The organism is Nonomuraea sp. NPDC049129 (assembly GCF_040648495.1).
Taxonomy (GTDB): Bacteria; Actinomycetota; Actinomycetes; order Streptosporangiales; family Streptosporangiaceae; genus Nonomuraea.
In genome coordinates this window covers 228,763-253,176 of the sequence record NZ_JBEZDU010000011.1, presented here as the reverse complement: position 1 = coordinate 253,176, position 24,414 = coordinate 228,763, and the positions used below count along the sequence as shown (strand labels likewise).

General features: G+C 68.8%; 26 protein-coding genes. 9 read left to right on the top strand and 17 right to left on the bottom strand.

Translation table 11 applies throughout. From position 1 onward, the window contains the following. Positions 1 to 460: 460 nt before the first annotated feature. Positions 461 to 1,018: a TetR family transcriptional regulator gene (locus tag AB0B64_RS32755; RefSeq protein WP_357957752.1), complete on the bottom strand. Its 558-nt coding sequence runs from the start codon at positions 1,016 to 1,018 to the stop codon at positions 461 to 463. A 47-nt stretch (positions 1,019 to 1,065) separates the two neighbouring features. On the opposite strand from AB0B64_RS32755, the gene AB0B64_RS32750 reads away from it, so the two are divergent. After that, on the top strand, positions 1,066 to 2,241 hold the full coding sequence (locus tag AB0B64_RS32750; protein WP_358181966.1) for a cytochrome P450: 1,176 nt from the start codon (positions 1,066 to 1,068) through the stop codon (positions 2,239 to 2,241). A gap of 24 nt (positions 2,242 to 2,265) precedes the next feature. On the opposite strand, the gene AB0B64_RS32745 is transcribed toward AB0B64_RS32750, so the two are convergent. The 3 genes from AB0B64_RS32745 to AB0B64_RS32735 are packed head-to-tail and all read right to left on the bottom strand — an operon-like array spanning position 2,266 to position 4,093. Further along, positions 2,266 to 2,799: a ferritin-like domain-containing protein gene (locus AB0B64_RS32745; protein ID WP_358181963.1), complete on the bottom strand. Its 534-nt coding sequence runs from the start codon at positions 2,797 to 2,799 to the stop codon at positions 2,266 to 2,268. Between the two features lie 56 nt (positions 2,800 to 2,855). Continuing rightward, positions 2,856 to 3,302 carry a YdeI/OmpD-associated family protein gene (locus AB0B64_RS32740; RefSeq protein ID WP_357957746.1) on the bottom strand — a complete coding sequence of 149 codons (447 nt, stop codon included), beginning with the start codon at positions 3,300 to 3,302 and terminating at the stop codon, positions 2,856 to 2,858. Beyond that, entirely contained in the window at positions 3,299 to 4,093 is a 795-nt protein-coding gene (locus AB0B64_RS32735) for an alpha/beta hydrolase (protein ID WP_358181960.1), read from the bottom strand. The genes AB0B64_RS32740 and AB0B64_RS32735 overlap by 4 nt, the downstream gene beginning before the upstream one ends. Before the next feature lie 112 nt (positions 4,094 to 4,205). On the opposite strand from AB0B64_RS32735, the gene AB0B64_RS32730 reads away from it, so the two are divergent. Further along, the gene (locus AB0B64_RS32730) at positions 4,206 to 5,852 is read left to right on the top strand and encodes a dihydroxy-acid dehydratase (protein WP_358181957.1); all 1,647 of its coding nucleotides are present in this window, start codon (positions 4,206 to 4,208) and stop codon (positions 5,850 to 5,852) included. A gap of 15 nt (positions 5,853 to 5,867) precedes the next feature. Here AB0B64_RS32730 and AB0B64_RS32725 read toward each other — a convergent pair whose 3' ends face one another. Continuing rightward, positions 5,868 to 6,602: a MerR family transcriptional regulator gene (locus AB0B64_RS32725; protein ID WP_358181954.1), complete on the bottom strand. Its 735-nt coding sequence runs from the start codon at positions 6,600 to 6,602 to the stop codon at positions 5,868 to 5,870. Between the two features lie 28 nt (positions 6,603 to 6,630). Continuing rightward, positions 6,631 to 6,816: a hypothetical protein gene (locus tag AB0B64_RS32720; RefSeq protein ID WP_358181951.1), complete on the bottom strand. Its 186-nt coding sequence runs from the start codon at positions 6,814 to 6,816 to the stop codon at positions 6,631 to 6,633. 212 nt (positions 6,817 to 7,028) lie between these two features. Here AB0B64_RS32720 and AB0B64_RS32715 point away from each other — a divergent pair, with 212 nt between their 5' ends. Continuing rightward, the gene (locus tag AB0B64_RS32715; RefSeq protein ID WP_358181948.1) at positions 7,029 to 8,168 is read left to right on the top strand and encodes a methyltransferase domain-containing protein; all 1,140 of its coding nucleotides are present in this window, start codon (positions 7,029 to 7,031) and stop codon (positions 8,166 to 8,168) included. 212 nt (positions 8,169 to 8,380) lie between these two features. Here the strand turns inward: AB0B64_RS32715 and AB0B64_RS32710 are convergent, their stop codons facing one another. Together AB0B64_RS32710 and AB0B64_RS32705 are read right to left on the bottom strand one after the other, a co-directional pair. Next, on the bottom strand, positions 8,381 to 9,805 hold the full coding sequence (locus tag AB0B64_RS32710) for an ATP-binding protein (protein ID WP_358181945.1): 1,425 nt from the start codon (positions 9,803 to 9,805) through the stop codon (positions 8,381 to 8,383). A gap of 204 nt (positions 9,806 to 10,009) precedes the next feature. Continuing rightward, positions 10,010 to 11,155, bottom strand: a complete 1,146-nt coding sequence (locus AB0B64_RS32705) for an epoxide hydrolase family protein (protein ID WP_358181942.1) — start codon at positions 11,153 to 11,155, stop codon at positions 10,010 to 10,012. A gap of 63 nt (positions 11,156 to 11,218) precedes the next feature. Here AB0B64_RS32705 and AB0B64_RS32700 point away from each other — a divergent pair, with 63 nt between their 5' ends. Then, entirely contained in the window at positions 11,219 to 12,190 is a 972-nt protein-coding gene (locus tag AB0B64_RS32700) for a WYL domain-containing protein (protein WP_358181939.1), read from the top strand. On the opposite strand, the gene AB0B64_RS32695 is transcribed toward AB0B64_RS32700, so the two are convergent. Continuing rightward, a complete protein-coding gene (locus AB0B64_RS32695) occupies positions 12,167 to 13,351 on the bottom strand; it encodes an erythromycin esterase family protein (protein ID WP_358181936.1) in 1,185 nt (394 codons plus the stop codon). The two genes, AB0B64_RS32700 and AB0B64_RS32695, sit on opposite strands and share 24 nt — an antisense overlap. Before the next feature lie 91 nt (positions 13,352 to 13,442). On the opposite strand from AB0B64_RS32695, the gene AB0B64_RS32690 reads away from it, so the two are divergent. After that, a complete protein-coding gene (locus AB0B64_RS32690; RefSeq protein ID WP_357957725.1) occupies positions 13,443 to 14,120 on the top strand; it encodes a TioE family transcriptional regulator in 678 nt (225 codons plus the stop codon). An 8-nt stretch (positions 14,121 to 14,128) separates the two neighbouring features. Here the strand turns inward: AB0B64_RS32690 and AB0B64_RS32685 are convergent, their stop codons facing one another. Next, complete coding sequence (locus tag AB0B64_RS32685) at positions 14,129 to 14,734, bottom strand: class I SAM-dependent methyltransferase (protein ID WP_357957723.1); 606 nt, start codon at positions 14,732 to 14,734, stop codon at positions 14,129 to 14,131. 72 nt (positions 14,735 to 14,806) lie between these two features. Between AB0B64_RS32685 and AB0B64_RS32680 the strand changes: the two genes are divergently transcribed. Further along, on the top strand, positions 14,807 to 15,271 hold the full coding sequence (locus tag AB0B64_RS32680) for a MerR family transcriptional regulator (protein WP_358181933.1): 465 nt from the start codon (positions 14,807 to 14,809) through the stop codon (positions 15,269 to 15,271). Here AB0B64_RS32680 and AB0B64_RS32675 read toward each other — a convergent pair. The 3 genes from AB0B64_RS32675 to AB0B64_RS32665 form a co-directional block, all read right to left on the bottom strand. Next, a complete protein-coding gene (locus AB0B64_RS32675) occupies positions 15,245 to 16,249 on the bottom strand; it encodes a hypothetical protein (RefSeq protein ID WP_358181931.1) in 1,005 nt (334 codons plus the stop codon). The genes AB0B64_RS32680 and AB0B64_RS32675 overlap by 27 nt on opposite strands. A 112-nt stretch (positions 16,250 to 16,361) precedes the next feature. Then, on the bottom strand, positions 16,362 to 17,015 hold the full coding sequence (locus AB0B64_RS32670; protein ID WP_358181928.1) for a permease-like cell division protein FtsX: 654 nt from the start codon (positions 17,013 to 17,015) through the stop codon (positions 16,362 to 16,364). Next, a complete protein-coding gene (locus AB0B64_RS32665; RefSeq protein ID WP_358181925.1) occupies positions 17,012 to 17,554 on the bottom strand; it encodes a sigma-70 family RNA polymerase sigma factor in 543 nt (180 codons plus the stop codon). The genes AB0B64_RS32670 and AB0B64_RS32665 overlap by 4 nt, the downstream gene beginning before the upstream one ends. Before the next feature lie 170 nt (positions 17,555 to 17,724). Here AB0B64_RS32665 and AB0B64_RS32660 point away from each other — a divergent pair, with 170 nt between their 5' ends. Together AB0B64_RS32660 and AB0B64_RS32655 are read left to right on the top strand one after the other, a co-directional pair. Further along, on the top strand, positions 17,725 to 18,270 hold the full coding sequence (locus AB0B64_RS32660; RefSeq protein WP_358181922.1) for a hypothetical protein: 546 nt from the start codon (positions 17,725 to 17,727) through the stop codon (positions 18,268 to 18,270). 79 nt (positions 18,271 to 18,349) lie between these two features. Beyond that, positions 18,350 to 19,486 (top strand): DUF418 domain-containing protein, encoded by a 1,137-nt coding sequence (locus AB0B64_RS32655; RefSeq protein ID WP_358181919.1) that lies wholly within the window; start codon positions 18,350 to 18,352, stop codon positions 19,484 to 19,486. Here AB0B64_RS32655 and AB0B64_RS32650 read toward each other — a convergent pair. The 4 genes from AB0B64_RS32650 to AB0B64_RS32635 are packed head-to-tail and all read right to left on the bottom strand — an operon-like array spanning position 19,461 to position 22,789. Further along, positions 19,461 to 20,384: an ABC transporter substrate-binding protein gene (locus AB0B64_RS32650; protein ID WP_358181916.1), complete on the bottom strand. Its 924-nt coding sequence runs from the start codon at positions 20,382 to 20,384 to the stop codon at positions 19,461 to 19,463. The genes AB0B64_RS32655 and AB0B64_RS32650 overlap by 26 nt on opposite strands. Positions 20,385 to 20,397: 13 nt before the next feature. Further along, the gene (locus AB0B64_RS32645; protein ID WP_358181913.1) at positions 20,398 to 21,060 is read right to left on the bottom strand and encodes an ABC transporter permease; all 663 of its coding nucleotides are present in this window, start codon (positions 21,058 to 21,060) and stop codon (positions 20,398 to 20,400) included. Then, positions 21,057 to 21,704, bottom strand: a complete 648-nt coding sequence (locus tag AB0B64_RS32640; protein ID WP_358181910.1) for an ABC transporter permease — start codon at positions 21,702 to 21,704, stop codon at positions 21,057 to 21,059. Before AB0B64_RS32640 ends, AB0B64_RS32645 begins: the two co-directional genes overlap by 4 nt. Next, entirely contained in the window at positions 21,701 to 22,789 is a 1,089-nt protein-coding gene (locus AB0B64_RS32635; protein ID WP_358181907.1) for an ATP-binding cassette domain-containing protein, read from the bottom strand. The genes AB0B64_RS32640 and AB0B64_RS32635 overlap by 4 nt, the downstream gene beginning before the upstream one ends. 122 nt (positions 22,790 to 22,911) lie before the next feature. Here AB0B64_RS32635 and AB0B64_RS32630 point away from each other — a divergent pair, with 122 nt between their 5' ends. Then, a complete protein-coding gene (locus AB0B64_RS32630; RefSeq protein WP_358181904.1) occupies positions 22,912 to 24,405 on the top strand; it encodes an aromatic amino acid ammonia-lyase in 1,494 nt (497 codons plus the stop codon). The last annotated feature ends 9 nt before the right edge of the window (positions 24,406 to 24,414 follow it).

Here is a 24,414-nt window from a genome sequence, read left to right as displayed (position 1 = left end):
GACTTCTTGGCCCTGCACGTCCGACCTTCTGCCGGTTACTTCTCATTTCCAACTGCGGTGTTGCCGCGGCCCGTGTGGCCGTTTTGGCAGCGCGTCCACGTGTGGGGCCCCTTGCGACTTCTTGGCCCTGCACGTCCGACCTTCTGCCGGTTACTTCTCATTTCCAACTGCGGTGTTGCCGCGGCCCGTGTGGCCGTTTTGGCAGCGCGTTCACGTGTGGGGCCCCTTGCGACTTCTTGGCCCTGCACGTCCGACCTTCTGCCGATCACTCCTGCTATCCACGCTCGTCCGGGCGGCTCGTCGTGACGCTGGGTATCTCGTGCGCCGCCCTCGTGGATCCGTTCCTTGCGATGGGAGAAACACTAGCCACAACAACCACGAATGTCTACCGTGGCGACTATAGATTTTCGATCCCTGGCACAGCAGCATCTCCGGATGGCCTCTGGCCAGGAGTTCGCGGTCAGGAGGCCGCTTCGATGACGCCGTGGACGGCCCGGGAGACGCGCTCGGCCGCCGTGTCGGGATCGGGCCGTCCGGCGTCCAGCCACGCGATGACCCCTTCGATGGCCACCGCGAACACCAGCCGCGCCGCCCAGTCCGCCCACTTGGGATCGACGATCCTGGCGGCCAGATGATCGCGGGCGATCCGGACGGACTCGCGGGTGAAGTCGTCTATGAGGTCGCGGAACTCCGGCTCGCGGGCCGCATACCGGAACAGCAGCCGGAACCCGTCCGGGTCAGCGTCGGCCGCCCGCATGAGCGCTGGGATCGTCTGGTCGCTGTAGCCCGATTCCCCCACCCGCTCGCCGAGCCGCGAGCCCGCCCGGTCGAGCACCGCCCGATAGAGGTCGGTCTTCGACTCGAAGTGCCGGTAGAGGATCACCCGGCTGACGCCGGCCTCGGTGGCCACATCATCGAGTCCGGTGGCCGTGTAGCCGCCGACCGCGAAGGCGCGCGTCGCGGCGTCGAGGATCTGCTCCCGACGCTCGGCCCGGGGCATCCGCCGGACGGTTTCCATGCGCGCTCCTCTTGTTTACTTTCGAGTCTACAAATACCGTTGTACACATGCCAGTAAACAAGCTTCCCTTCGAGCAGCCTGAGCTCCTCCGGCCGGCGCCCCTGCTGCGCGCGCTGCAGGCCGAGGGGCCGGTGCATCGCGTAAAGACGAGCACGGGCGACGACGCCTGGCTGGTGACCGGCTACGAGGACGTGCGCCGCCTGCTCGACGACGACCGGCTCGGCCGCTCGCACCCCCAACCCGAGACCGCCGCGCGCATCGGCGAGTCCGCGCTGTTCGGTGGCCCGATGGGCGACTTCGACACCGAGCACGAGGACCACACCAGGATGCGGGCGGTCTTCCAGCCGCACTTCTCGCCGAAGCGCATGCGGGCGTTCCGTCCGCGCGTGGAAGAGCTCACCGACCAGCTGCTCGACGAGCTGGAGCGGCAAGGTTCACCGGCCGATCTCCACCAGGCGCTGGCGCTGCCGCTGCCGATCCTGGTCATCTGCGAGCTGCTCGGCGTACCGTACGAGGATCGCGACCAGTTCCGCGCCTGGACGGAGGCGGCGGGCAACACCGCCGACAACGCCCGCTCGATGCAGGGTCTGATCGACCTGTACGAGTACGGCAAGAGCCTCGTCGAGCGCAAGCGGCACGCGCCGGGCGACGACGTGATCTCTCGCATGATCGAGGTGCCCGACACGAACGACGACGAGATCGCGCGACGGGCCATGAACCTGCTGTTCGCCGGACACGAGACCACGGTCGTACAGATCGGCATGGGCGCGCTGTTCCTGCTGGCGAACGCGGAGCAGTGGGACGCCCTGCTGGCCGGGCCCGAGCTGCTCACCGGGGCGATCGAGGAGATCCTCCGGGTGCCCATGGTGAACGGCACCGGTGGCATCCCCCGATACGCCCGCGTCGATCTGGAGATCGGCGAGGTCACGGTCCGGGCGGGCGAGCTGGTTCTGCTGCACATCGGCATGGCCAACCACGACGAGACGATGTTCGCGGACCCGGAGCGGTTCGACATCACCCGGGAGGCGATGGCACACGTCTCGTTCGGCTACGGCGCGCGCTACTGCATCGGGGCGCCGCTGGCCCGGATCGAGCTGCAGGCGGTGTTCGCCCGGCTCATCCCGCGTTTTCCGGGGATGCGGCTGGCGGTGCCGGTCGAGGAGCTGCGCGTGCGCGCCGACTCGCTGACGGCGGGCCTGGTGTCACTGCCGGTGAAATGGTGACGTCGGCTCGTCCTTAGCTCGTCCTTAGGAGGGAATGCGTTCGAGCAGGCTCTGCATGTCGTCGGCGTGCTCCTCCTCCTTGGCCAGGAGCTCCTCGAACACTCGCCGGGTGGTGATGTCCTTGTCGCCCAGCCACTGGATGATCTCGGTATAGCTGGCCACCGCGATCCGCTCCGCGACCAGGTCTTCCTTGATCATGTCGATCAGTCCGCGGCTCTCGTCGTACTGGGAGTGGGCGCGGGAACTGAGCGTGTCGGGGTTGAAGTCGGGCGCGCCGCCGAGCTGTACGATCCTGGCCGCGAGTTTGTCGGCGTGCTCCTGCTCCTCGCCCGCGTGCTCCAGGAACTCCGCCGCCACCGACTCCGACTGCAGCCCGGACGCGGTGTAGTGGTGCCGCTTGTAGCGAAGCACGCACACCAGCTCGGTGGCCAGGGCCTCGTTGCAGACCTGGATGACGCGCTCCAGGTCGGCGCCGTAGGCGTCGGTGATCGGGCCCTTGTCGATCTCGGCGCGGGCGCGCTCGCGAATGGTCTTGATATCGGTCAGGAACTCAGCCATGGCGCCCATATGCCCACTCGATTGGCAAAGACGCGCTTTCGTCCGCAAAAGTGCGGTCAGCCCTCACCGTTGGCGAGCCGGGTGACGGTGTCGGCGACGCGCCGCTGCCTGGTCTCGGCCTTCTTGGCGCTCTCGACCTGCAGGACGTAGCGGAGTTTGCGGGAGTACGACAGCCCTTCGAAGAAGCGCTTGGCCTCGGGGGCGTCCTCCAGCGCTGCGGCCAGGTCGGCCGGCACCGCCACCTCTCGGGGCGCGGTGTCGAGCTCCAGCGTGACCTCCACTTCGTCACCCGCGGCCACCCCCGCGCCCTGCCGGTTCTCGGCGCTGATCGGCAGCATGTACCGGCCGCCCATGGAGGCGACCGTGCTGCGGTAGCCGTAGCCATTGATCGTGACGCTGACGGCGGGCCGCCTGCTTCCGCCGAGGCCCTCGACGACCTCGGCGGGGACCTCGATGCCCGTGGCGGTCTTGCCGCCCAGTTCGACGACGGCGCGGAATCTCATCGGAAGAACCCCTCCAGGACCGGTGCCAGGGCCGCGGCCTTGACGATGTGCGTCTGGCCGTCGAGCGTGTGGTGCTCGGCGTTGGGCAGCACGTCGGCCCAGGCCCGCATGCCGTTGCGCATCCACAGCGGGCTCTTACTGCCGCAGATCACCAGGGTCGGGATCTTGACCGAGGCCCAGGGAGCGGCGGGCAGCGGCTTGCCACGTTCGTAGTCGGCCACGAACGCGACGTCATAGAGCAGCGTGTGGACGATGGCCTTCATACCGGACCAGGCGGGCATGAAGCGCATCATGGCGACGACCGCGCCGGGCAGGTTGACGCCCTTGCGCATGAAGTAGGCGACCGCCTGGCCCCGGCGCCCGGTGGCCACCATCTCTTCGAGCTGCCGCACGTAGTCGTCCGGGATCGGCGGCCGGGTGTCGTCGACCACGAACGGCGCCTCGTAGACGGCCACCTTCGACACCGGCAGGCCACTCTCGACGGCCGCCATGGCCAGCGCCGCGCCCGACGAGATGCCGTACAGGAAGGCAGTGCCGCCCGCCTCCTCCACCAGCGCGGTCAGATCCTCGATCTCGCGCTCGGGGGAGAACGGCGCGGTGTCGCCACTGTCGCCGCGCCCTCGGCGGTCGTAGGTGTAGACGGTGAAGCTGCGAGCCAGCTCCTTGGCCAGGGCCGGGTTCGGGCCGGCCGCGCGGTGGCACATCGCGCCGTCGACGAGGATGACCGCCGGACCCTGGCCTATGCGGTCGTACGCGATCCGGGTGCCGTCTTTGGAAGTGACCTTGTCCATATCCGTCTCCTTGTCAGATGGTTGCAGCCTCCCACCGACAATTATTTTTGTCAAGGAACGACCAGGGGGCCCTCAGTGATCGGTACGGCCGGCTCGTTCGTAAGGTGGCAGCATGAGCATCGCCGATGATCCGGACCGCGCACCCGCCCGCTCTCACCTGTACGCCATGGGACTGTCGGAGGAGGAGATGCGCCGCCCCATGATCGGCATCGCCTCCACCTGGACCGGCACGATGCCCTGCAACCTCACCCAGCGCGAACTGGCCGCGCACGTCGCCACGGGGGTGCGCAGGGCGGGTGGCACGCCGATGGAGTTCAACACGATCGCCGTCTCCGACAACCTGACCATGGGCACCCCCGGCATGCGCGCCTCGCTGGTCAGCCGCGAGATCATCGCCGACTCGATCGAGCTGATGGGCCGGGCGCACGGGTTCGACGCGCTGGTGTGCATCGTGGGGTGCGACAAGACCGTACCGGCGGGCATCATGGCGCTGGCCCGCCTGGACGTACCCGCCGTCGTCCTCTACAGCGGCAGCATGATGCCCGGCCGCTGGCGCGACCGGGACGTCACCATCCAGGACATGTGGGAGGCGCTCGGCGAGCGCGCGGTCGGCCGGGTCGACCAGGCCGACGTGGACGACCTGGCCAAGTACGCGTGTCCGGGCCCCGGCACCTGCGCCGCCCAGTACACCGCCAACACCATGGCCTCCGTCGCCGACTTCCTCGGCCTGGCCCCGTTCGGCATCGGCGACATCCCGGCCGTGGCCGAGACGAAGAACGCCGCGGCCGAGCGGGTCGGCGAGCTCGTCATGGACGCGCTGGCCCGCGACGCCAGGCCCTCGCGCATCCTCACCGAGGACGCCCTGCACAACGCCATCGTCTCGGTGGCCGCCATGGGCGGCTCGACGAACGCCGTCCTGCACCTGCTCGCCATCGCCCGCGAGGCCGGGCTGCCGCTGCGCGTCGACGAGATCGGCGCCATCTGCCGCCAGGTCCCCATCATCACCAGGCTCATGCCCAGCGGCCCGCACACCGCCGCCGACCTGTGGCGCGCCGGCGGCACCTCGCTGGTGGCCCGGCGACTCCTGGACGCGGGCCTGCTGCGCGCGGACGCCGCCCTGGTCGACGGCCGTACGTACGCCGACGTCGCCGCGGCGGCGACGGAGACGCCGGGGCAGCAGGTGGTCACGACCGTCGAGAACCCCGCCAAGGCACGCGGAGCGCTGGCCGTCCTGCGCGGCTCGCTCGCCCCTGACGGATGTGTGCTCAAGCTCAGCGGCAAGGCGGATTTCCGGCGCGAGGGCCCGGCCAGGGTGTTCGACGGCGAGGAGGCCTGTTTCGCGGCGATCCAGGAGGGGCGCATCCTGCCGGGCGACGTGATCGTCGTCCGCTACGAGGGCCCGGCCGGCGGGCCCGGCATGCGGGAGATGCTGTCGATCACGGGTGCGCTGGTGGGTACGGGACTGGGGGATTCGGTGGCGCTGGTCACCGACGGGCGGTTCAGCGGGGTCTCGCATGGCATGGTCATCGGGCACGTCGCACCCGAGGCGTACGTGGGCGGCCCGCTCGCGCTGGTGCGCGACGGCGACGTGGTCGTCATCGACAGCGCGGCGGGGACGCTGGATCTGAACGTGCCGGAGGAGGAGCTGGGGGTGCGGCGGGACGCTTGGGTACGGCCGGAGCGGGCGGTCGAGCGGGGCGTGCTGGCCAAGTACGCGGCGACCGTCGGCTCCGCCTCGGACGGTGCGGTGACCGTCTAGCCTGGGACGCCTTGTTCAGACGGAGCCCGGGTAGCCGGCGGCGAAGGCCCGCTTCAGGTAGTCCCACGCGGGGGAGCTGAGGATGCCTTTCGTGGCCGCCTCCGCTCCCTTGGTGTCGATCTTGGCGTAGAGGGCCGACAGAGCGCTCCTGTCGCCGTTCACCAGCCCGGCCATCGCCTCGGTCCAGCGTCGCGCCAGCTCCTGGACGGCGGGATCGGCCGGGTCGGTGCCGCGTTCGGCGAAGCCGCCGGCCTCTGCGGCCAGGTCCGTGAGCCCGCGCAGCCGATGCGCGAACCCCTCCTCTCCGAGTTCTCGGTGCCGGGCCTCGAATCGGGCGAGCTGTTCGGGCGTGAAGTGCCGGGCCTGCATCATTGCCTCCATTGCCTCGATGAGCTGGTCGATCGACGGCTCCTGAGCCTCCCGCAGCGCCTGTGTGACGCCGAGCAACTGGCGACGCAGGGTGTGCTGGGCGGCGAGCCGACGTTCGACCAGCTCGAGCTGATGCTGGATCGTCGCTTGCAGATCGGCGCCGTCCAGCGAGTCGGCGATCTCGGCGAGCGGCAGCCGCAGCTCCCTGAGCGCCAGGATCTGGTAGAGCCTGCGAACGTCGTCGCCGGTGTAGACGCGATGCCCCGCGGCCGACCGCTCGGCCGGGCATAACAGGCCAATCTGGTGAAAGTAGCGCAGGGTGCGTACGGTCACGCCCGTGGCAGCCGCGAGGTCGCCGATGTTCCAGCGTCGTGCGTTCACATCGACGACGGTAGGCGCTGACGTCGCGTCAGGCGCAATACCCCCGGGCTTGGCGGACCTTCCGGAAGAACGCCCGCACGTCGTCGACCGGCAGGTCAGGGGCCTCCATGGCGGCGACGTGGCCGCTCCGGTCGTACTTCGACCAGTGGATCACGTTGTGCTCGCGCTCGGCGAGGCAGATCCATGACGAGCGGGCACGGGGGGTCTCCCTCACGTAACTGAATGGCCTCTTGTCAGTAACGGAAAGTAGTCATATGGTCGCGGAGGCCGTTCGTTACGAGGCGAGGAAGGCCCCCAGATGGCAGGTAAGCACGAGGGCGAAAAGCCGTCATTGAGGCCGTTCGAGGTCCCTGAGAAGGAGAAGAGCACCAGCGACGGAGACGGTAGCGGCGGCAAGCATGAGGGAGACGGGAAGGGCAAGGGCAAGTGACGCCCGAGCTCGATGCCAGCGTCGAGGGCATGATCGCGGCGATCAGCAGAACTCGTGCCCCGATCAGGGGCACGATCATCGACGCGCTACACGCGGTGCCGCGGCACCTGTACGTGCCCCCGGTGGGAGTGGCCACGACGGACGCCGGCCCCGAGCTGATCGACCGGGGCAGCGATCCCGAGGCATGGTGGGCGGCCGTGTACGGCAGGGCCCCCATCGTGACGCAGCTCGACAAGGGCGCGACGGACATCCGCGAGGTCGAAGGGCTTTATACCTCGTCGAACTCGGCCCCGGGCACGGTGGTCGACCTGCTCACGCAGCTCGACCCCGACCCTGGGCACCGTGTACTCGAGGTGGGCACCGGCACCGGGTGGACGGCCGCGCTGTTGTCTCACCTGGTTGGCGACGCGTCGCGGGTGACGTCCATCGAGGTCGACCAGGCCGTCGCCGAGCAGGCGGCAAAGAACCTGGCCGCGGCCGGCGTGCACCCGCACCTGATCGTTGGTGACGGGGCGGAAGGCTGGGCCGAGGCAGCGCCGTACGACCGCGTGCACGTGACGTGCGCGGTGCACACGGTTCCGTACGCCTGGATCGCGCAGTGCCGCCCGGGCGCGGTCGTTGTCACGCCGTTCTCGACCGGGTTCGACACCGACCACTCGCTACGGCTCGTTGTTCTCCCGGACGGCAGCGCGATTGGGCGGTTCCCGGGCTACGCCTCGTACATGATGATGCGCTCGCAGGGCGCTACCAAGGGTGATCCGGACGACTGTAGCGGCCGGCGGTTCACCACCGCGGTGGACCCCCGCACGATCACGTACGCGCCGGCCGGCGCCAACCTGGTGATGTCGGCCCTCACCGGTCTCCGCATGCGCCTCGACGACGAGAAACGTTTGTTCCTCGTCGATCCCGGCAATGCCGGCCAGTGGGGCGCCGCCATCTATGAGCCCGACGGCGAGCATTGGGTGTACGAGCTCGGCGACCGCCATCTCTGGGAGGAGGTGACAGACGCGTACTTTCGGTGGGTGAGCTGGGGCGAGCCGGGCCTTGAGCGATTCGGCATGACCGTAACCCCCGAAGGGCAACAGCTTTGGCTCGACACACCCGAGGCTTCCATCGGCCCGCGTCGACGGCTTTGACGCAGGCTGGAGTCAGCGGACCTTTCGGAAGAATGCCCGCACGTCGTCGACCAGCAGGTCAGGGGCCTCCATGGCGGGGAAGTGGCCCCGGTCGTACTCCGGCCAGCGGGTCAGCCGTTAGATCGTCACGTCGGTGAGCATCTGGGCGAGGTCGACCGCGTCCTCGGGCAGGTCATGCGCGGGGTCGGTTCATTGGGCGTGAGCCGGTGAGGCTAGCGGCGGGACGGTAGGCTCGGTGTCACCGTATCCGGTCCCATGTGATTCCACAGGATCGACAGTGGCGAGAAGAAGATTCGATCCCCTGACGGGAGGTTCGTCGCACCGAGGTGCAGGACATACCCGGCACGGAACCTGTCGCCGAGCTTGTCTCTCAGCCAGCGCAGGTGCTTGGCGTCCTCGCTCTTGGGCGTGGCCGACGCCTTGACCTCGATGCCGACCACAGTGCCGTCGCGGCGTTCGAGGATGAAGTCGACTTCCCGCTTCTCCCTGTCCCGATAGTGCCGTACGGCGACATGTCGGCGGGCGAAGGTCGACAACTTGAGCAGCTCTGCGAAGACGAAGGTCTCGAGCAGTCCGCCGAGGGCTGGATGACCAGGGGCAAGGAGCGACTCCGCGTCCACGTCCATTAGGTGGGCGGCCAGTCCGCTGTCAGTCACATAGGTCTTGGGTGCGTGGGTCACCCGAGAGCTGAGGTTGTTGGACCATGCGGGCGCCGGAGCGACCAGGAACACGGTTTCCAGGTAGGCCAGATATGTACGCACGGTTGCGACGTCCAGCCCTAGACCTTCGGCGATATGAGCGAGGACGACCTGGCCGCCTGCTCGAGCCGCGACCAGGGCGATCAGATCGGGGATCGCCTGGGCCTTGTTGACATGGGCGAACTCGCGGATGTCGCGCGAGATCACGGTGTCCAGGTAGCCACGGAACCACGCCCGAATCGCCACCGGTGAGTTCAGACGCAGGACTTCCGGATAGCTGCCCTGGCTAATGAGGTGGATGTAGTCCTCGCGTGTCCATGCCGACTGGCGACTGGTGAAGGCCCCCGGGTCGATGAACGCCTGATCGCAGAATCTGCCCGCGTCGCCCACTCGCTCGCTGACCGCGAAGGGCCACAGGTCCACGAAGGCCACCCGACCCGCGAGCGACTCCGACAACGTGGGGATGCTGAGAAAGCGGGTCGACCCTGACAGCACGAACTGGCCTGGAGACCAGTCCTCGTCGACTACCTGCTTGATGGCCAGAATCAGGGGATCACCGGCTCGTTGAATCTCGTCGATGATCACCGGTTGGGGCCGTCTGCGTACGAAAGTGCGCGGATCGTCCTTGGCGATGGCGAGCTCTGAAGGATCGTCGAGGGTGGTGAACGTGGCTTCGCCGAACCGTCGGCAGGACTGGAGCAGCGTTGTCTTGCCGGACTGGCGCGGTCCGTTGATGATGACGATCCTGAGCTCTGCGAGAAGCTCCTTGAGAGAGTCGGCCGCGAGCCGAGGAAGAAGATCCATACCGCCCTCACCTGCAAATAGACAGCGCAGAGCCCGGTTTTCCCTGTTTCGCGCGCCGAGTTTTCCCTGTTTCGCGGACTCCATTTTCCCTGTTTCGCGGGCCGCGCGTACACAGGATCGCCGATCGACGGTCACCGATCGATCCTTCGCGAACGACCCGCTCCGTCAACGACGCCGCAGCTGACCGCCAAGTGGGATCAGGCACCCCAGGCCTACCGTGCCCGCACTACCAAGGTCGTGCTACGGCGCGATCCGTTCAACAGAGATTGAGAGCCGCGGTGCGCGGATGTTCCGCGGCCTTCCTGCCCCGACAGACCGCGGCTCCCACAGGGCCCGGAGCTAGCGGACCTTTCGGAAGAATGCCCGTACGTCGTCGACCAGCAGGTCAGGGGCCTCCATGGCGGCGAAGTGGCCGCCCCGGTCGTACTCCGACCAGTGGATCACATTGTGCTCGCGCTCGGCGATCCGCCGGATCCCGCCGTCGCCGGGGAAGACCGCGACCCCGTGCGGGACCTCCGAGCGTTCGACCGGCGTTCCCCACTGTGCCGAGCCCTCCTTGTAGAGCCGGGCCGACGAGGCGGCGGTGCGCGTCAGCCAGTAGATCGTCACGTCGGTGAGCATCTGGTCCAGGTCGACCGCGTCCTCGGGCAGGTCATGCGCGGGGTCGGTCCACTCCTTGAACTTCTCCACGATCCAGGCCAGCTGGGCGGCGGGGGAGTCGTGCAGGCCGAAGGCGACGGTCTGCGGCCGGGTGGCCTGGATCATCGCGTAGCCGGAGCGGTCGTTGTCGGCGTACTGCTGCATGCGGGCCAGCTCGGTCTCCGTGAGGCCCTCCATCTCGGCCGGGTCGAAGGTCGGGAAGCCGAGCGCGCCGTTGACGTGTACGCCGGCCACCCGGTCGGGGGCGAAGCGGCCGAGTTCGGGGGAGATGACCGAGCCGCTGTCGCCGCCCTGGGCGCCGTAGCGCTCGTAGCCGAGGCGGCTCATCAGCTCGGCCCACGCGCGGGCGACCCGGCTCAGGTCCCAGCCGGTCTCGCGGGTGGGGCCGGAGAAGGCGAAGCCGGGGATGGACGGGGCGACGACGTGGAAGGCGTCGGCGGGGTCGCCGCCGTGGCCGCGCGGGTCGGTGAGCGGGCCGATGATCTTCATGAACTCGACGATCGAGCCGGGCCAGCCGTGGGTGAGGACCAGCGGCAGCGCGTCCGGCTCGGGGGAGCGCACATGCAGGAAATGAACGCTCTGGCCGTCGATCTCGGTGGTGAACTGCGGGTACTCGTTGAGCGCCGCCTCGTGCTCGCGCCAGTCGTATCCGGTGCGCCAGTACTCGGCCAGCCGGCGCACGTACGAGACCGGGATGCCGTACGACCAGCCGACGCCGGGCAGCTCGTCGGGCCAGAGGGTGCGCGCCAGCCGGTCGTGCAGGTCGTCGAGCGCGGACTGCGGGATATCGATGCGGAACGGACTGATCTCCGTGGTGAACGTCATGCAGTACACGCTAGGAACGAGCTAGGACAGGAGCAGTCCTAGGAGTGCGGCAATCTGGAGAACATGTTGGAGACATCGGCCCGGTTGCTCAGACTGCTCTCGCTTCTCCAGACCCATCGGGAGCGGTCGGGCGTGGAGTTGGCCGAGCGGCTCGGCGTGACCGTGCGTACCGTCCGCCGTGACGTCGGGCGGCTGCGCGAGCTCGGCTATCCCGTGCACACCACCCCCGGCGCCCCCGGTTACCGGCTCGGCGCGGGTACGGACCTGCCGCCGCTGCTGTTGGACGACGAGGAGGCGGTGGCGGTCGCGGTGGGGCTGCGGACGGCGGCCGGGGGCTCGGTGTCGGGGATCGAGGAGACCTCCGTGCGGGCGCTGGCCAAGCTGGAGCGGGTGCTGCCGTCCCGGCTCCGGCATCACGTACACGCGCTGCAGTCGATGACCGTGCCGATGGGGCGGGCGGGTTCGGTGGTGGACCCGGCGGCCCTTACCGCGATAGCCGCCGCCTGCCGTGACCACGAGACCCTGCGGTTCGACTACCGGACGCACGACGGGCAGGAGAGCGTTCGCGCCGCCGAGCCCTGTCGGCTCGTCCATTCGGGGCGGCACTGGTACCTGCTGGGGTGGGACACCGACCGGGCCGACTGGCGTACCTACCGGATCGACCGCCTGAGCCTGCGGACGCCGAACGGGCCGCGGTACGTCCCCCGCGACCCGCCCGACTCCGACGTGGCGGCCTACATGTCCCGGTCGATCTCCAGCGCGCCCTATCGGTACCAGGGCCGATTCAAGATGTACGCGCCGGCCGAGGTCGTCGCCGCGCACATGCCGGCCACGACGGGGACGATCGAGCCGATCGACGAGCGGTCCTGCATGCTGTCCAGCGGGGCGAACCACCTCGACGAACTCGCCGTCTGGGTCGCGCTCATGGACATCGACTTCGAGGTGCACGCGCCGCCCGAACTCGTCGACCGCGTCCGCGCCCTCTCCACCCGCCTCGCCACCGCCGCCGGCTCATCCCCTCTCGGGCCAGCCTGACAGCCTGACGGCCTGCTTGAGGAAGACGACGCCGTCGATCAGGTCGAGCTGGGCCGGGTCCAGCGGGAAATAGGCGAAATCTTGGGAGACGCGCTGGGCAGGCTTCGTGACGGCCTCGGCCAACTGGCGGGCGTCGATGAGCGAGTGGTCCCAGGGGAGCCCGGACAAGATGCCCTCGACGGTGTCCGGGGACGGGGTGTCCTCGCCGACCGTGCCGAAGGCCGAGGCCAGGAAGGCGTACCGGTCGCCCAGCTGCGTTCCGGTGATCGCCCCAGCGCTCCACCACTCCAGCGTCTGGTCGCCGAACGACATGAAGCTCTTGTGCCGCTGCAGGTGGAGGTTGGCGGAGAAGACCAGGGCCGGGCCGTGCTCGGCGATGGCCCGCAGGTTGGCGGCCATCATCGCGTCCCGCAGGGCCGACAGCCGGGTCCACCGCGCCGGGGACGCGTCGGCCATCCAGTAATGGAAGCGGAGCAGGCCGACGGCGGTGCGCCCGTACAGCTCCGCCAGCTCCCTGTCCTCCGCGCTCAGCCCCGGCGCCTGCGTGTCGAGCAGCGCCACCAGGTCGTCGGCGATCAGCCGCAACCGCTGGGCGTCGGCGGACTGGCCGATCGACAGGGACGGATCCATGGCCGTGGCCTCGTTCGACCACCGGTCGTCCGGGCCCAGCAGCGTGTCGAGGGTTTCCCTGGTCACTACGGCGCCGGGGAGCGGGCCGTCGAGGAGGTCATAGAGGCCGGTGAGTGCCTGGCGCGGGCTCGCCGCCCAATACTCCAGCGGGCCGTCGAAGCCGAAGAACCGGAGCTTTTCGTCGTGCTCCTCGTTGTATGTACGCATCCAGCGTACGAGCTCGCGGTTGGCCGGGGACGTGCCGAAGTTGTGGCTGAAGCCGCGCTCCATGACGTCGTCGAGCGTGCCCGTGCCCGTCGTGATGTAGTCGTTCACCACGAGGCCCATGAGGCAGTCGCTCTCGATGGCGAACGACCGGTAGCCCTCGTGCTCGACCAGATGCCGGAAGATCTCGTTGCGCGCCTCGCCCAACTCCTGCACGAAGTGCCGGGCCTCACCCAGACCGAGCAGCAGGGGCTTGGCGGGCAGCGTCCGGAGGAACGCCGAGATGCTCGCGCCGTCAAGCGGACGGGCGGTGTCCTTGATATCCATTCCTTAAACGGTATCGTTGAACTTTCGGTGTAAACTTTACCCCGCAAATACCCCCTTCCACCGCGATGAGCCTTCAATCGGTGATGCATCTATGAGGCCAGTGGATCTGGCGCGCGAGCACGGCCTGTCCACCCAGGCGATCAGAAACTACGAGGACGCCGGCATCCTGCCCGCCGCCGAACGCACCGCCCACGGCTATCGCACCTATACGCCGCTGCACGCGCAAGCCCTGCGCGCGTTCCTCGCCCTCGTGCCGGGCCACGGCCACCACACGGCCACGTCGATCATGCAGGCGGTCAACCGGGGTGCCACCGAGGACGCGCTGCGGCTCATCGACGAGAGCCACGGCCAGCTCCTCGACGACCGCCGCACCCTCCAGGCCGTCGAAGCCGCGCTCCGCGACCTGGCGCCGGTGCCGCAGGAGCGCGGCGACACGTTCATCGGCCCCCTGGCGGGCAGGCTCGGCATCCGCCCCGCCACTCTGCGCAAATGGGAGAACGCCGGGCTGATCCAGCCGCGCCGCGATCCGCAGACGGGTTACCGGATCTACAGCGCGGCCGACGTACGGGATGTCCGGCTGGCCCACCAGCTCAGGCGGGGCGGCTACCTGCTGGAGCAGATCGCCCCGCTGATCGCTCAGGTCCGCTCCGCCGGCGGCGTCGCCCCGCTGGAGTCGACCCTGCGCGACTGGCAGGCCCGCCTGTCCGCCCGGGGCCGCGCGATGCTCAAGGGCGCCGCCGACCTGGACGCGTACCTCCGCGCCCGCTGAGGTCGAGGTCATGGGTTGTTGGCGAGCACACAGGCGACGGGCGGATCGAGCTCAAGGGTCTCGACCCGGAGCTGGGTGAAGCCGGCCTGGGTGAGCAGGCCCTGGAGCTCTTGAGCGGCCCGGACCGTGGTGTCCCGGGTGGCACCGGGGCAGCGAGGCTGGCTGACGAGCGCGATGCGCCCTCCGGGCCGGAGCAGGCCGCGCAGCTCGCGAAGCCGCGCCACCGGGTCGGGCCAGAACCCCAGGGAATTGACGGCGAGGATGGCATCGAGCGGATCGCCGAAGCTCGGCAACCGTTCCACAGAGGCACACGTGAGGTGCACGCGGCGGGCGCGGACGGCGGCGGCGTTGTGGCGGGTGGCCCGCCGGACCATGGCCTGCGAGTGGTCGACGCCGAAGACATGGCCCTGGGTGGCGCGGCCGGCGAACTCGGCGATGGCGACGCCGGGACCGAAACCGATCTCGAGCACCCGGTCGGTTGGCTGGACGTCCAGCAACCGCACCGCCCAGATATTGCGCTGCCGGTTGGAGGGGCGATGCGCGAACATCCAGCCGTTCGCCCACCCGACGATGCCCCGGGGGCGCTGGGCCTGACCCACCAAGTATTTGATCACGCGTTGCTTGAGAGATGTCCCTGTTGTCCGCATGATCGCCAGTCAACGGCTTCAAGTACGCTTGAAGTCAACATGGACGAGCAGCTGACGATCGGCGAGCTGGCTCACCGCACCGGTGTGGCCACCTCCGCGCTGCGCTACTGGGAGGACCTCGGCCTGCTACCGGCACCGGTCCGGGTCTCCGGCCAACGGCGTTATCCACCATCGGCGGTCAACCTGGTCGGTGTGGTGTTGCTGCTGCGAGGTGTCGGTTTCACGTTGCGGGAGGTCAAGGCGTTCGTCGCGGCTCGCTCGCCGGACGGCGACGGTTGGCGGGAGCTGTACGAACGCAAGCTCACCGAGCTGGATCAACGGATCGCCCAGGCTCAGGTGGCCCGCACGGCCATCGCCCATGGGTTGGCCTGCCCGCACGAGAACATCTTCGAGTGCGCCAACTTCACCAGCGGGGTCACGGCGCTCCTGGCGGGACATTCTGTCGAAGAGGCGCATTCGCAGATTCACCCTGGTACGTCAGGCGCCCGTAATGCTGAGCAGTGAGAACCGCTGATTGATGACGCGAGCCTTCCCACGAGACGGTGGTATGACGGCGAGATAGCTGCTCACACTATTGCGCTTGAGCCGCTTCTTGAAGGTCTTGCCGTGGCTCAGAGCAGCGGTTTCGCGATCAGGAAAGCTCGCCGTAAACGTGCTCCCGGACCGGGCGATGAAGCTGTCTCCCTGCAGGGCCCCGTACCAGATGAGGGCCCCGCCGGCAGAGGTCTTGAGCGCGAAGATTTCCGGTACGAGTTCCGGCTGGTAGCGCACATTCCACTGGCCGCCCAACCCTTTCCGCTCAGCCAGCACGAAATCGGCGACCTCGGTGGTGAACTTGCCCGGAGCGATCGTCTGCCGGGCACGCGGGTCGGCGCCCGCGGTGGCGATCATGCGTACATGCGACTGGGCCGCCTGCCGGGGCGAGAGCGCCAGAGTTCCGCGCTCGTCCGCTGGTAGCGCGGTGGCGAGTCCGTCGCGGTCCTTGGCTATGGCCGGCACCTTCATCGTCGAGTCCGTGAAGGAGGACGCGACCACGCGCCACCCCTGGGCCGTCTTCTGGAAGATGGCCTGCGTCCAGGACTTGTTCCCTTTCCGCGTGAATTCGGCCAGGAACCACGGCGCATTAGCGCCGCCGCTCCTGGGAATGGTGAAACGCGTCTTGCGTATCTCCATCGGATTAGTGCTGTGGTTGCCGATCATGCCGTTCAGGCGCTCGTCCGCCTTGGTCTGCTGTAGGGAGAGCCCCGCCTCCGCGGCCTCCCACCCTTTCCCCTGAAGTACGGCCTGGTCGGCCAGCTTCTCGTACCGGCCGAGAATGCCCTTGGCCTCAGCCGGGGTGACCACGCCTTGCTGGGCTGGAGTCGCGCGTGCCTGGCGTCCGCCGACTGCCCATGGGGGTTGCTGAGCGGATCCGCTCCCGCAGGCGGCGACACCAGAAAGGACTAAAATTGCAAGAACGGGAGCTGAATGGCGAATGTTCATCGCTGTCTCCGGATGTCGATTGCCACGATGTACGTGGCGCATATCGACCCGGGTTCAGACAATTGCCAGACATTCTCGTTATAGATCGCGCTGAATTTTCAGCTGATGCGGGTCACCGCCCCTTGCCGGGGAAGGAGCACTGCTCAGCTCTTCCCAGGATCTTCTTGACGTACCCCCAGAAATTGGCGTTGTCGAGGACGCAAGCCTGGTCGACGCTCATGGACACACCGGGCAGTTCACTCGCGGCCTTGGCCACGGCCGCAAGGTCGGCACCCGCCCTGATCCGGGCACGGAAGGACTCGGGCATGTCGGTGAGGGCTGTCGACTTCAGGAGCAGGGGTCTGTCCTTGTACGCCTGACGGAAGCTGTCCCAGGCCTGCTGTTGGTCCTCAAAGCCGACGGTTTCCACGTCCGGCAGGGCCTCCAGCGCCAGCTGGAGATTCTTCCGTTCTGTCGTGGTGATCTCGCCGCCCGCGCAACTCGAGCTGTCGTTGCAGAGGAAGACCGCGACCTCGGGCCCTCCAGATGACACCGTGCTGCTCTGTGACATAGCGACGATGCTTTCCTGCGGTTCCAGCGAGGGGGCGGTGAGCTCTACTGCGGCGAAGGCTGCCACCGCGACGGTCAGAGTGACGGCGGCGACTCTGATCATGCCTTTCCTGGAGCCGCGGCTGGGCCGTGGGGCGGGGAATGGACGTTGGTCGTCGCGGACGATCTCCGCGCGAGCCGTCATGGCGTCGCGGAGTCGCTCTTCAATGCTGTTCATGCGTTGTCTCCCAACTCGTGAAGGAGTCTGGCCCGGGCTCGGGCGGTCATGGACCTGACGGTGCTCTGCCTGACGCGCATGGCCTCGGCGATCTCGGCGTCGGACAGGTCGAGGTAGAAGCGCAGCACCAGGGCCTCTCGCTGGCGGCGCGGCAGGCGGGCCAGCGCGAGCAGCACCTCCCGCCGCGACTCCCCGATCAGCGCGGCGGTCTCCGCCGAGTCGGCCAGGCCCGCGACCGGCTCGACCCGTCGCAGCGCGAGCGCCCGGCGGCGAAGGATCGATCGGGAACCATTGAGCACGCACGTCCTGACATAAGCGATCGTCGTGACTCCCGGCCGCCACCTGCCATGAAGCCGGGCGAACACGTCCTGCACCACGTCTTCGGCCGTCTCCTGGTCGCCGAGAAGCAGCACCGCGAGCCGTACAAGACCGAGCCGATGCTGGCGATAGAAGGCGACCAGCTCAGCGTCAGGGGATGCGGCCGGCGGAGCGGACACCTTCGATGCCGGCTCCCCCAGCCGCAAGATTTCGCTGTCCATGGTCTATGAACGCGCACCTCTACGGATCCGCTGCTTCTCGGCGTCGGAAATAATCCGGACGACGCGATGGCCGTCTCCGTTTCCGATGATCCTGGGCAGGCCCGCGCCAAGTCTGTACATCCCGGGCCCGTCGATCGGCTGATCGGCTGGGCGTCCAAGGACACTGCTGCATGGACGGGCGTGAGGCGAGCGCGGCGGCGGAGCGGGCCGAGTTCGGGGGTGCCGTGTACGGCTCGCTGCTGGCGGCTTCCGTGGTCGCCGGCTCCGCCGCGGAGGGCGGACCGCCGTCCCCGCCGGAGCTCGTGACGCTCCTGGTGTGTACGGGGGTGGTGTTCTGGATCACCCATGTCTACGTCCAGGTCGTGAGCTCCGGATACCCCGCCAAGCCCCTCACCTGGGCGAACCTGCGCACGGTCGCCAGGCGTGAATGGCCGCTGGCCCAAGCCTCGTTCCCGCCGTCGATCGCCGCGGCCATGGCCTCGGGGCTGGGCATGTCCAACGCGGTCGCGGCTTGGGCGGCGCTGTGTGTCGCGGTGGCGAGCCAGGTCACCTGGGCTGTGACGGCCGCGGTCAAGATCGGCTCTTCCAGAAGGGTCGTCGTCATCTCCGGAATCGCCAACCTCGCCCTCGGCCTGGCCATCGTCGCGCTCAAGACCGTAGTGGCTGGCCACCGACGCCAGGACAGGCTCGCCGGGGAACGTGACCAAAGACTGTAGGTCGTACATCGATGGATGTACGACCGTTTTCGCCTGGTGGGACGAGACCGGCGGGGTTTCGCGCGGCCAGCCTTGAAGCATGACGAGACGGATAGACGCACTGGACGTGTTACGCGGTGTGGCGATCTTGGGCACGCTCGGGACGAACATCTGGATCTTCACCAATCCCAGCGGCCCGGCGGAGCTGATGGGACTCGGCGGCGACATCGGCGTGGCGGAGACGTTCCTGCGGTTCCTGTCCAACGGGAAGTTCCTCGGCCTGCTGACCCTGCTGTTCGGCATCGGCCTCGAACTGCAGTACCGCAGCGCGGTACGCAAAGGGCGAACCTGGCCGGGCAGGTACCTCTGGCGCGCGGCCCTGCTGTTGGCCGAGGGCGCGCTGCACTACATCCTGATCTTCGAGTTCGACGTGCTGATGGGCTACGCGATCACCTCCATGATCGTCGCGTACCTGATCGGCAGGAGCGATCGCACGGTGCGGATCTGGATGATCACCGCGGGCACTGTGCTCGTCTCTCTGGTGGGCCTTCTGACGATGGGCTTGCTGGCCTCGGGCGACGATGCCTTCACCAGCACCGCCACCACCCTCTACAGCCAGGGCGGCTGGAGCGACCAGGTCGCCTCTCGCCTCCAGCAGTTCGCCTTCTACCGTTCGGAACTGGTCTTCATCATCCCCCTGGGCGTGGTGCTGTTCCTGCTCGGCTCACGGCTGCTGCGCGCCGGCGTCTTCGATGAACGCGGCGCGGGCCTGCGCAGGAAGCTGACCGTCGTCGGACTCGGGGTCGCCGCGCCGCTGAACCTGCTCACTTCCTTCGCGGGGCCCGCCTGGTTCGCCGTCGACCGCTACATCCTGGCGCCGCTGGTCGCCCTGGGCCTGCTGGGGCTGATCAGCTCGATCGTCCTCGGCATGAGCGGCTCGCCCGGCGTGGTCCGCAGGGCCGTCTCGAACGTCGGACGTACGGCGCTGTCCTGCTACGTCTTCCAGAACCTGGCCGCCAGCGCGCTCTGCTACGGCTGGGGCCTGGGCTTGGCCGCCGAGCTTGATTGGCTGCGCCCCTGGTGGGTGCCCGTGGCGTGGGCTGGGATCTGCCTGCTGTTCGTCATGCTGGCCGCGCTGTGGCTGCGCCGGTTCCAGCGCGGGCCGCTTGAGCTGGCCTGGCAGTGGGCTTACCAGGCGCCTTGGGCGGGGATCAGCTCGACAAGCCGTGGGACTTGACCCACTCGGTGGCGACCTCGTCCGGGTCCTTGTGGTCGTTGTCCACGAGCGAGTCGAGCTTGCTCAGCTCCTCGGTGGTCAGTGCGGTGTTCAGCTTGGCCAGGGCGGTTTTGACCGTGTCGGTGGCCTTGTCGGTGCGGATCAGCGGGACGATGCGCTGGGCCGGGATGAGGTGCTTCGGGTCGGCCAGTACGACCCAGCCGTTCTTCGCGATGTCCACGTCGGTGCTGAAGAGGTTCCCCAGTTGGACGTCGCCGCTCTTCAAGGCTCCCTTGACCAGCGGTCCGCTGGCGTCGAGGGACTTGAACTCCTTGAACTCGACACCGTAGACCTCCTTGAGCCCGACCACGCCGACCTGGCGGGTCTTGTCCTCCGGGGGTCCGCCGAAGACCAGCTTGCCGTTGTGCTTGGCCAGGTCGGCGAGGGTGCTGAGGCCGTACTTGGCCGCGGTCTCCTTGGTGACGGTGAAGACGTCCGCGTCCTCGGCGGCCGCGGGCGGCAGGACCGTCAGTCCCTTCGGCAGCTTGGCGGTGAGCGCCTGCTGCAGGGCGTCGGAGTCGCTCGCGGTGGCCTTGGGGTCGAAGTGCAGCAGGAGGTTGCCCTGGTATTCGGGCAGCAGGTCGATGTCGCCGTTCTGCAGCGCGGGCACGACGATCTCCCGCGAGCCGAGGTTGGGCTTGACCGTCGTCTTCACGCCCGCGGCTTCGAGGACGTCGGCGTAGAGGTAGCCGAGGATCTGGTTCTCGGAGAAGTTGGCCGTACCGATCACGACCGTGGAGTCCCCAGACGCCGCGGCGGGCGGCGGCGTGTTCAGGCTGGTCGTGCCTCCGCCGCAGGCGGCGAGCACGGGGAGTACGGCGAGCGCGAGCGCGCCCGCGACGAAGTTCCGGCGATTCATGAAGAAGGCTCCATCAAGTAAGGCGGTGGCGGAAGAGGACGCGGTGGATTCCGGCGAGGATGAGGTCCACGGCCACGGCGAGGACCGCGACGAGGACGGCGCCGCCCAGGACCTGGGTGAGGTCGCGCTGGGCGAGTCCGTCGAAGATGTACCGGCCGAGACCGCCGAAGCTGACATAGGCCGCGATGGTCGCGGTCGCGATGACCTGTACGGTCGCCAGCCGCAGCCCTGTCATGATCAGCGGAGCGGCGAGGGGGATCTCCACCCGCCACAAGGACTGAAGCCCGGTCATCCCCATGCCGCGGGCGGCGTCTTTGGTGTCCGCCTCGACCGCGGCCATGCCCGCGTAAGTGTTGGTCACGATCGCCGGGATGGCCAGTGCGACCAGGGAGATGTACACGGGGGTCATGCTCAGGCCGCTGACCAGGAAGACCAGGGTGACGATGCCCACGGTCGGGAGGGCACGACCGAAGCCCGACAGGTTGATGGCGAGGAACGCGCCCCGCCCGGTGTGGCCGATGAACAACCCGATGGGCAGGGCGATCAGCGCGGCGACGAGAGTGGAGAGCAGGGAGTACTCCACGTGCTCGAACAGCCGCTGGGCGATGCCCTCCGGACCGGCCCACTGGCCGGCGGAGGTCAGCCAGGCGGTCAGCTGGGCGAGGAGATCCATCATGCGCGCGCTCCCTTGCGGATCCAGGGGGTGCAGAGCCATTGCACAACGACGAGCACCGCGTCGGCGGCCAGCGCGAGCAGCAGCGTGAGGACCACTCCGGCGAGTACGGGGGTGGGGAAACTGCGCTGGAAGCCATCGGTGAACAGCTGGCCGATGCCGCCGTACCCGATGTAGCTGGCCACGCTGACCAGGGAGATGGTCATGACGCTGGCCACCCTGACCCCGGCCATGATCACCGGTAGGGCGAGCGGGAACTCGACTTTCACCAGCGTGCCCAGACTGCCCCTGCCCATGGCCAGGGAGGCCTCCCGGACCTTGGCGGGCACGCTGTCGAGCCCTTCGACGGTGTTGCGGAGCAGGACGACCAGGGTGTAGACGGTCAGCCCGGCGATCGCGGTCGTCCTGGTCAGTCCCGTGATCGGCAGCAGCAGGACGAACAGCGCCAGCGACGGCACCGTGAACATGATGTTGGAGATGCCGAGCAGCAGCCCGCGGAGCGGACGGACCCGGTGAGCGACCACGGCGAGCGGCAGCGCGATCAGCAGGCCGAGCAGTACGGCGGGGACCGCCGTTGCCAGGTGGTCCAGCGTGAGCGTCAGCAGGTCGTCGGTGTGTGTGGTGAGCCAGCCCCATTCGATGGTCATGCGAGGCTCCGCTGATGGGCGTGCACGACGTCGTCTCGGGAAGCCCCGACCAGCACGCCCGCCGCGTCCACCCGTACCGCCATCCCGGTGGGAGAGGAGACGGTCTCGTTGAGCGCCGAGAGCAGCGAGTCGGAATCGGTCAGGCCGCGTACCGGGGTGAGGGTCGCCTGCCCGATCGAATCGGACCCGTCGAGCGCGTGGACGTCCAGCCAGCCCGCGGGCTTGCCGTCGGGGGAGACCGCGAGCAGCCAGCGCCCCGTCGCCTCCGCGCGCGCCTGCGCGGCCGTGTCGGTGGTACGTACCGCGGCGATCGGCTCGTACGGCACATCCTGCAAGGAGATGAGAGACAGCAGCTTCAGCCCGCGTTCCGCGCCGAGGAATCCGGCGACGAAGTCGTCGGCCGGCCGGGCGAGCAGTTCGGCGGGTGGGGCGATCTGGACCATGTGCCCGCCGGTGCGGAAGATCGCGATGCGGTCGCCGAGCCGGACGGCTTCGTCGATGTCGTGGGTGACGAAGACGATGGTCTTGCGTAGTTCGGCCTGCAGCCGGATCAGTTCGTCCTGGAGCAGGGTACGGACCACCGGGTCGACCGCCCCGAACGGCTCGTCCATGAGCAGGACGGGCGGGTCGGCGGCCAGCGCGCGGGCGACGCCCACGCGCTGTTGCTGGCCGCCGGAGAGCTGATGGGGATAGCGTTTGCCGGACTCGGCGGCCAGGCCGACGACCTCAAGCAGCTCGGCGGCCCTGGCGCGGGCCTTGCGCCGGCCCCAGCCGAGCAGCGTCGGCACGGTGGCGATGTTGTCCAGGACCGTACGGTGCGGAAACAGGCCCGCCTGCTGGATGACGTACCCGATGCCGCGCCGCAACTGAGCCGCGGGCAGCTCCCGTACGTCGCGCCCGCCCAGGCTGACCGTGCCAGAGGTGGGATCGACCAGCCGGTTGATCATCCGGAGCGTGGTGGTCTTGCCGCAGCCGGAGGAGCCGACGAGCACCGTGATGCCTCCTTCGAGGAACTCCACGGAGAGGTCGTCCACGGCTGTCGTGCCGTTGGCGAACCTCTTTGTCACTGACTCGAATCGGATCATGGGCACCACCCTTGCCGGTCTGCATGTATTCATGCAGACTCATGCACGAATGAAGATGTGTCAATAGTCGGTTTTGTGCAGGTGAAAGGGAGTTGAACGCCGTGGCGTCTCGAATCGTAGGCGTGGCCGTCCCACAGATCGAGCTCGACGGACATGGTCTCGACAGTGAGACGGTCGCGCTGCTCTCCGACGGCGTGGCCTGCGTGGAGGTGCCTCTGGCCGCCTACGACAAGGTCGAACGGTCGTGGCGCAGGGCGGGCGACCTCGTCGCCACCGGGCGCGTCTACGGGCGCAGTACCGGCGTCGGCGCCAACCGCACCCTGGATGTCGATCCCGCCGACTTCGACCTGCACGGCCTGCGCCTGCTGCGCAGCCACGCGGGCGGGATAGGGGCACTGCTGCCAGCGAGGCAGGTTCGGGCGATGATGATCGTCCGGCTCAACCAGCTCCTGGTGGGAAACGCCGGTCTCCGTCCCGAGGTGGTCCGCGGGCTCGCCGTGGCGCTCAAGGCCGGAGTGCACCCGCCGGTGAACGAGTACGGCGCGGTCGGCACCGGTGATCTGGCCGCGCTGTCCCAGCTCGGATTGGCCCTCGCCGGAGAGCACCCCTGGCACGGCGGTCCCACCCCGCCACCTCCGATCAGCCTCGAAACCGGCGACGCACTGGCCCTGATCAGCAGCAACGCCCTCACCCTGGGACAGGCGGCCCTGGCCCGCCACAGCCTGGACCGCCTGCTCAGAGCCGCCCATGTGGTGGCCGCGCTCTCCCTGCTGGCCGTCGACGGCTCGCTGGAGGCTTTCGCCGAGCCGGTGCACGCCGCGCGCCCGCATCCGGGCAACATCCGGGTCGCCGCCGAGGTCCGCCGGCTCGTCGGCGCGCCGGATCGGCCCGCGCCACCGACCGGCCGCATCCAGGACCCGTACGCCTTCCGCTGCTTTCCGCAGATCCACGGGCCGGCCCTGGAAGCCTCCGACGCGCTGGAGCGGGTGCTGGCCATCGAGCTCAACGCGGGCGCGGAGAACCCCCTGATCAGCGCGGAAGGCCCGGACGGCGGGCCGGCCTCGTACCATCACGGGGGTTTCTTCTCGGCTCACGTGGCGCTCGCGCTGGACCAGCTGTCTCTCGCGCTCCTGCCGACGGCGCGGCTGTCCGCGGCGCGGCTGGCGGCCCTGAACGAGCCGGGCATCACGGGGCTGCGGCCGTTCCTCGCCGGTGGGGCGTCGGCCGGCTCCGGGGTGCTCATCCTCGAATACAGCGCGAACGCCGCCCTCGCCGAGCTGCGGAACGCGGCGGCTCCGGCCTCGTCCGGTCATGCCGTACTGTCGCGGAGCGTGGAGGAGGCCACGAGCTTCGCCTCGCAGGCCGCCCGCCAGGTCCTGCGGGCCGTCGAGACGTACCGGCTGGTGCTCGGCTGCGAGCTCGTCGCCGCCGTCCGCGCTCTGCGTCAGCTCGACCCGGACGGCGTGAAGCAGGCGACCTGGGAGGACCGGTCCTTGCCGGTAGGTCGCGCGTACGCGCTGGTGGACGACAATCTTGACCTATCGATGGAGGACCGGCCGCTCACGGCGGACGTCTCGGCGGCTGCCGGTCTTCTCGACGCACTTGCCGATCTGTAGACCCCTGGA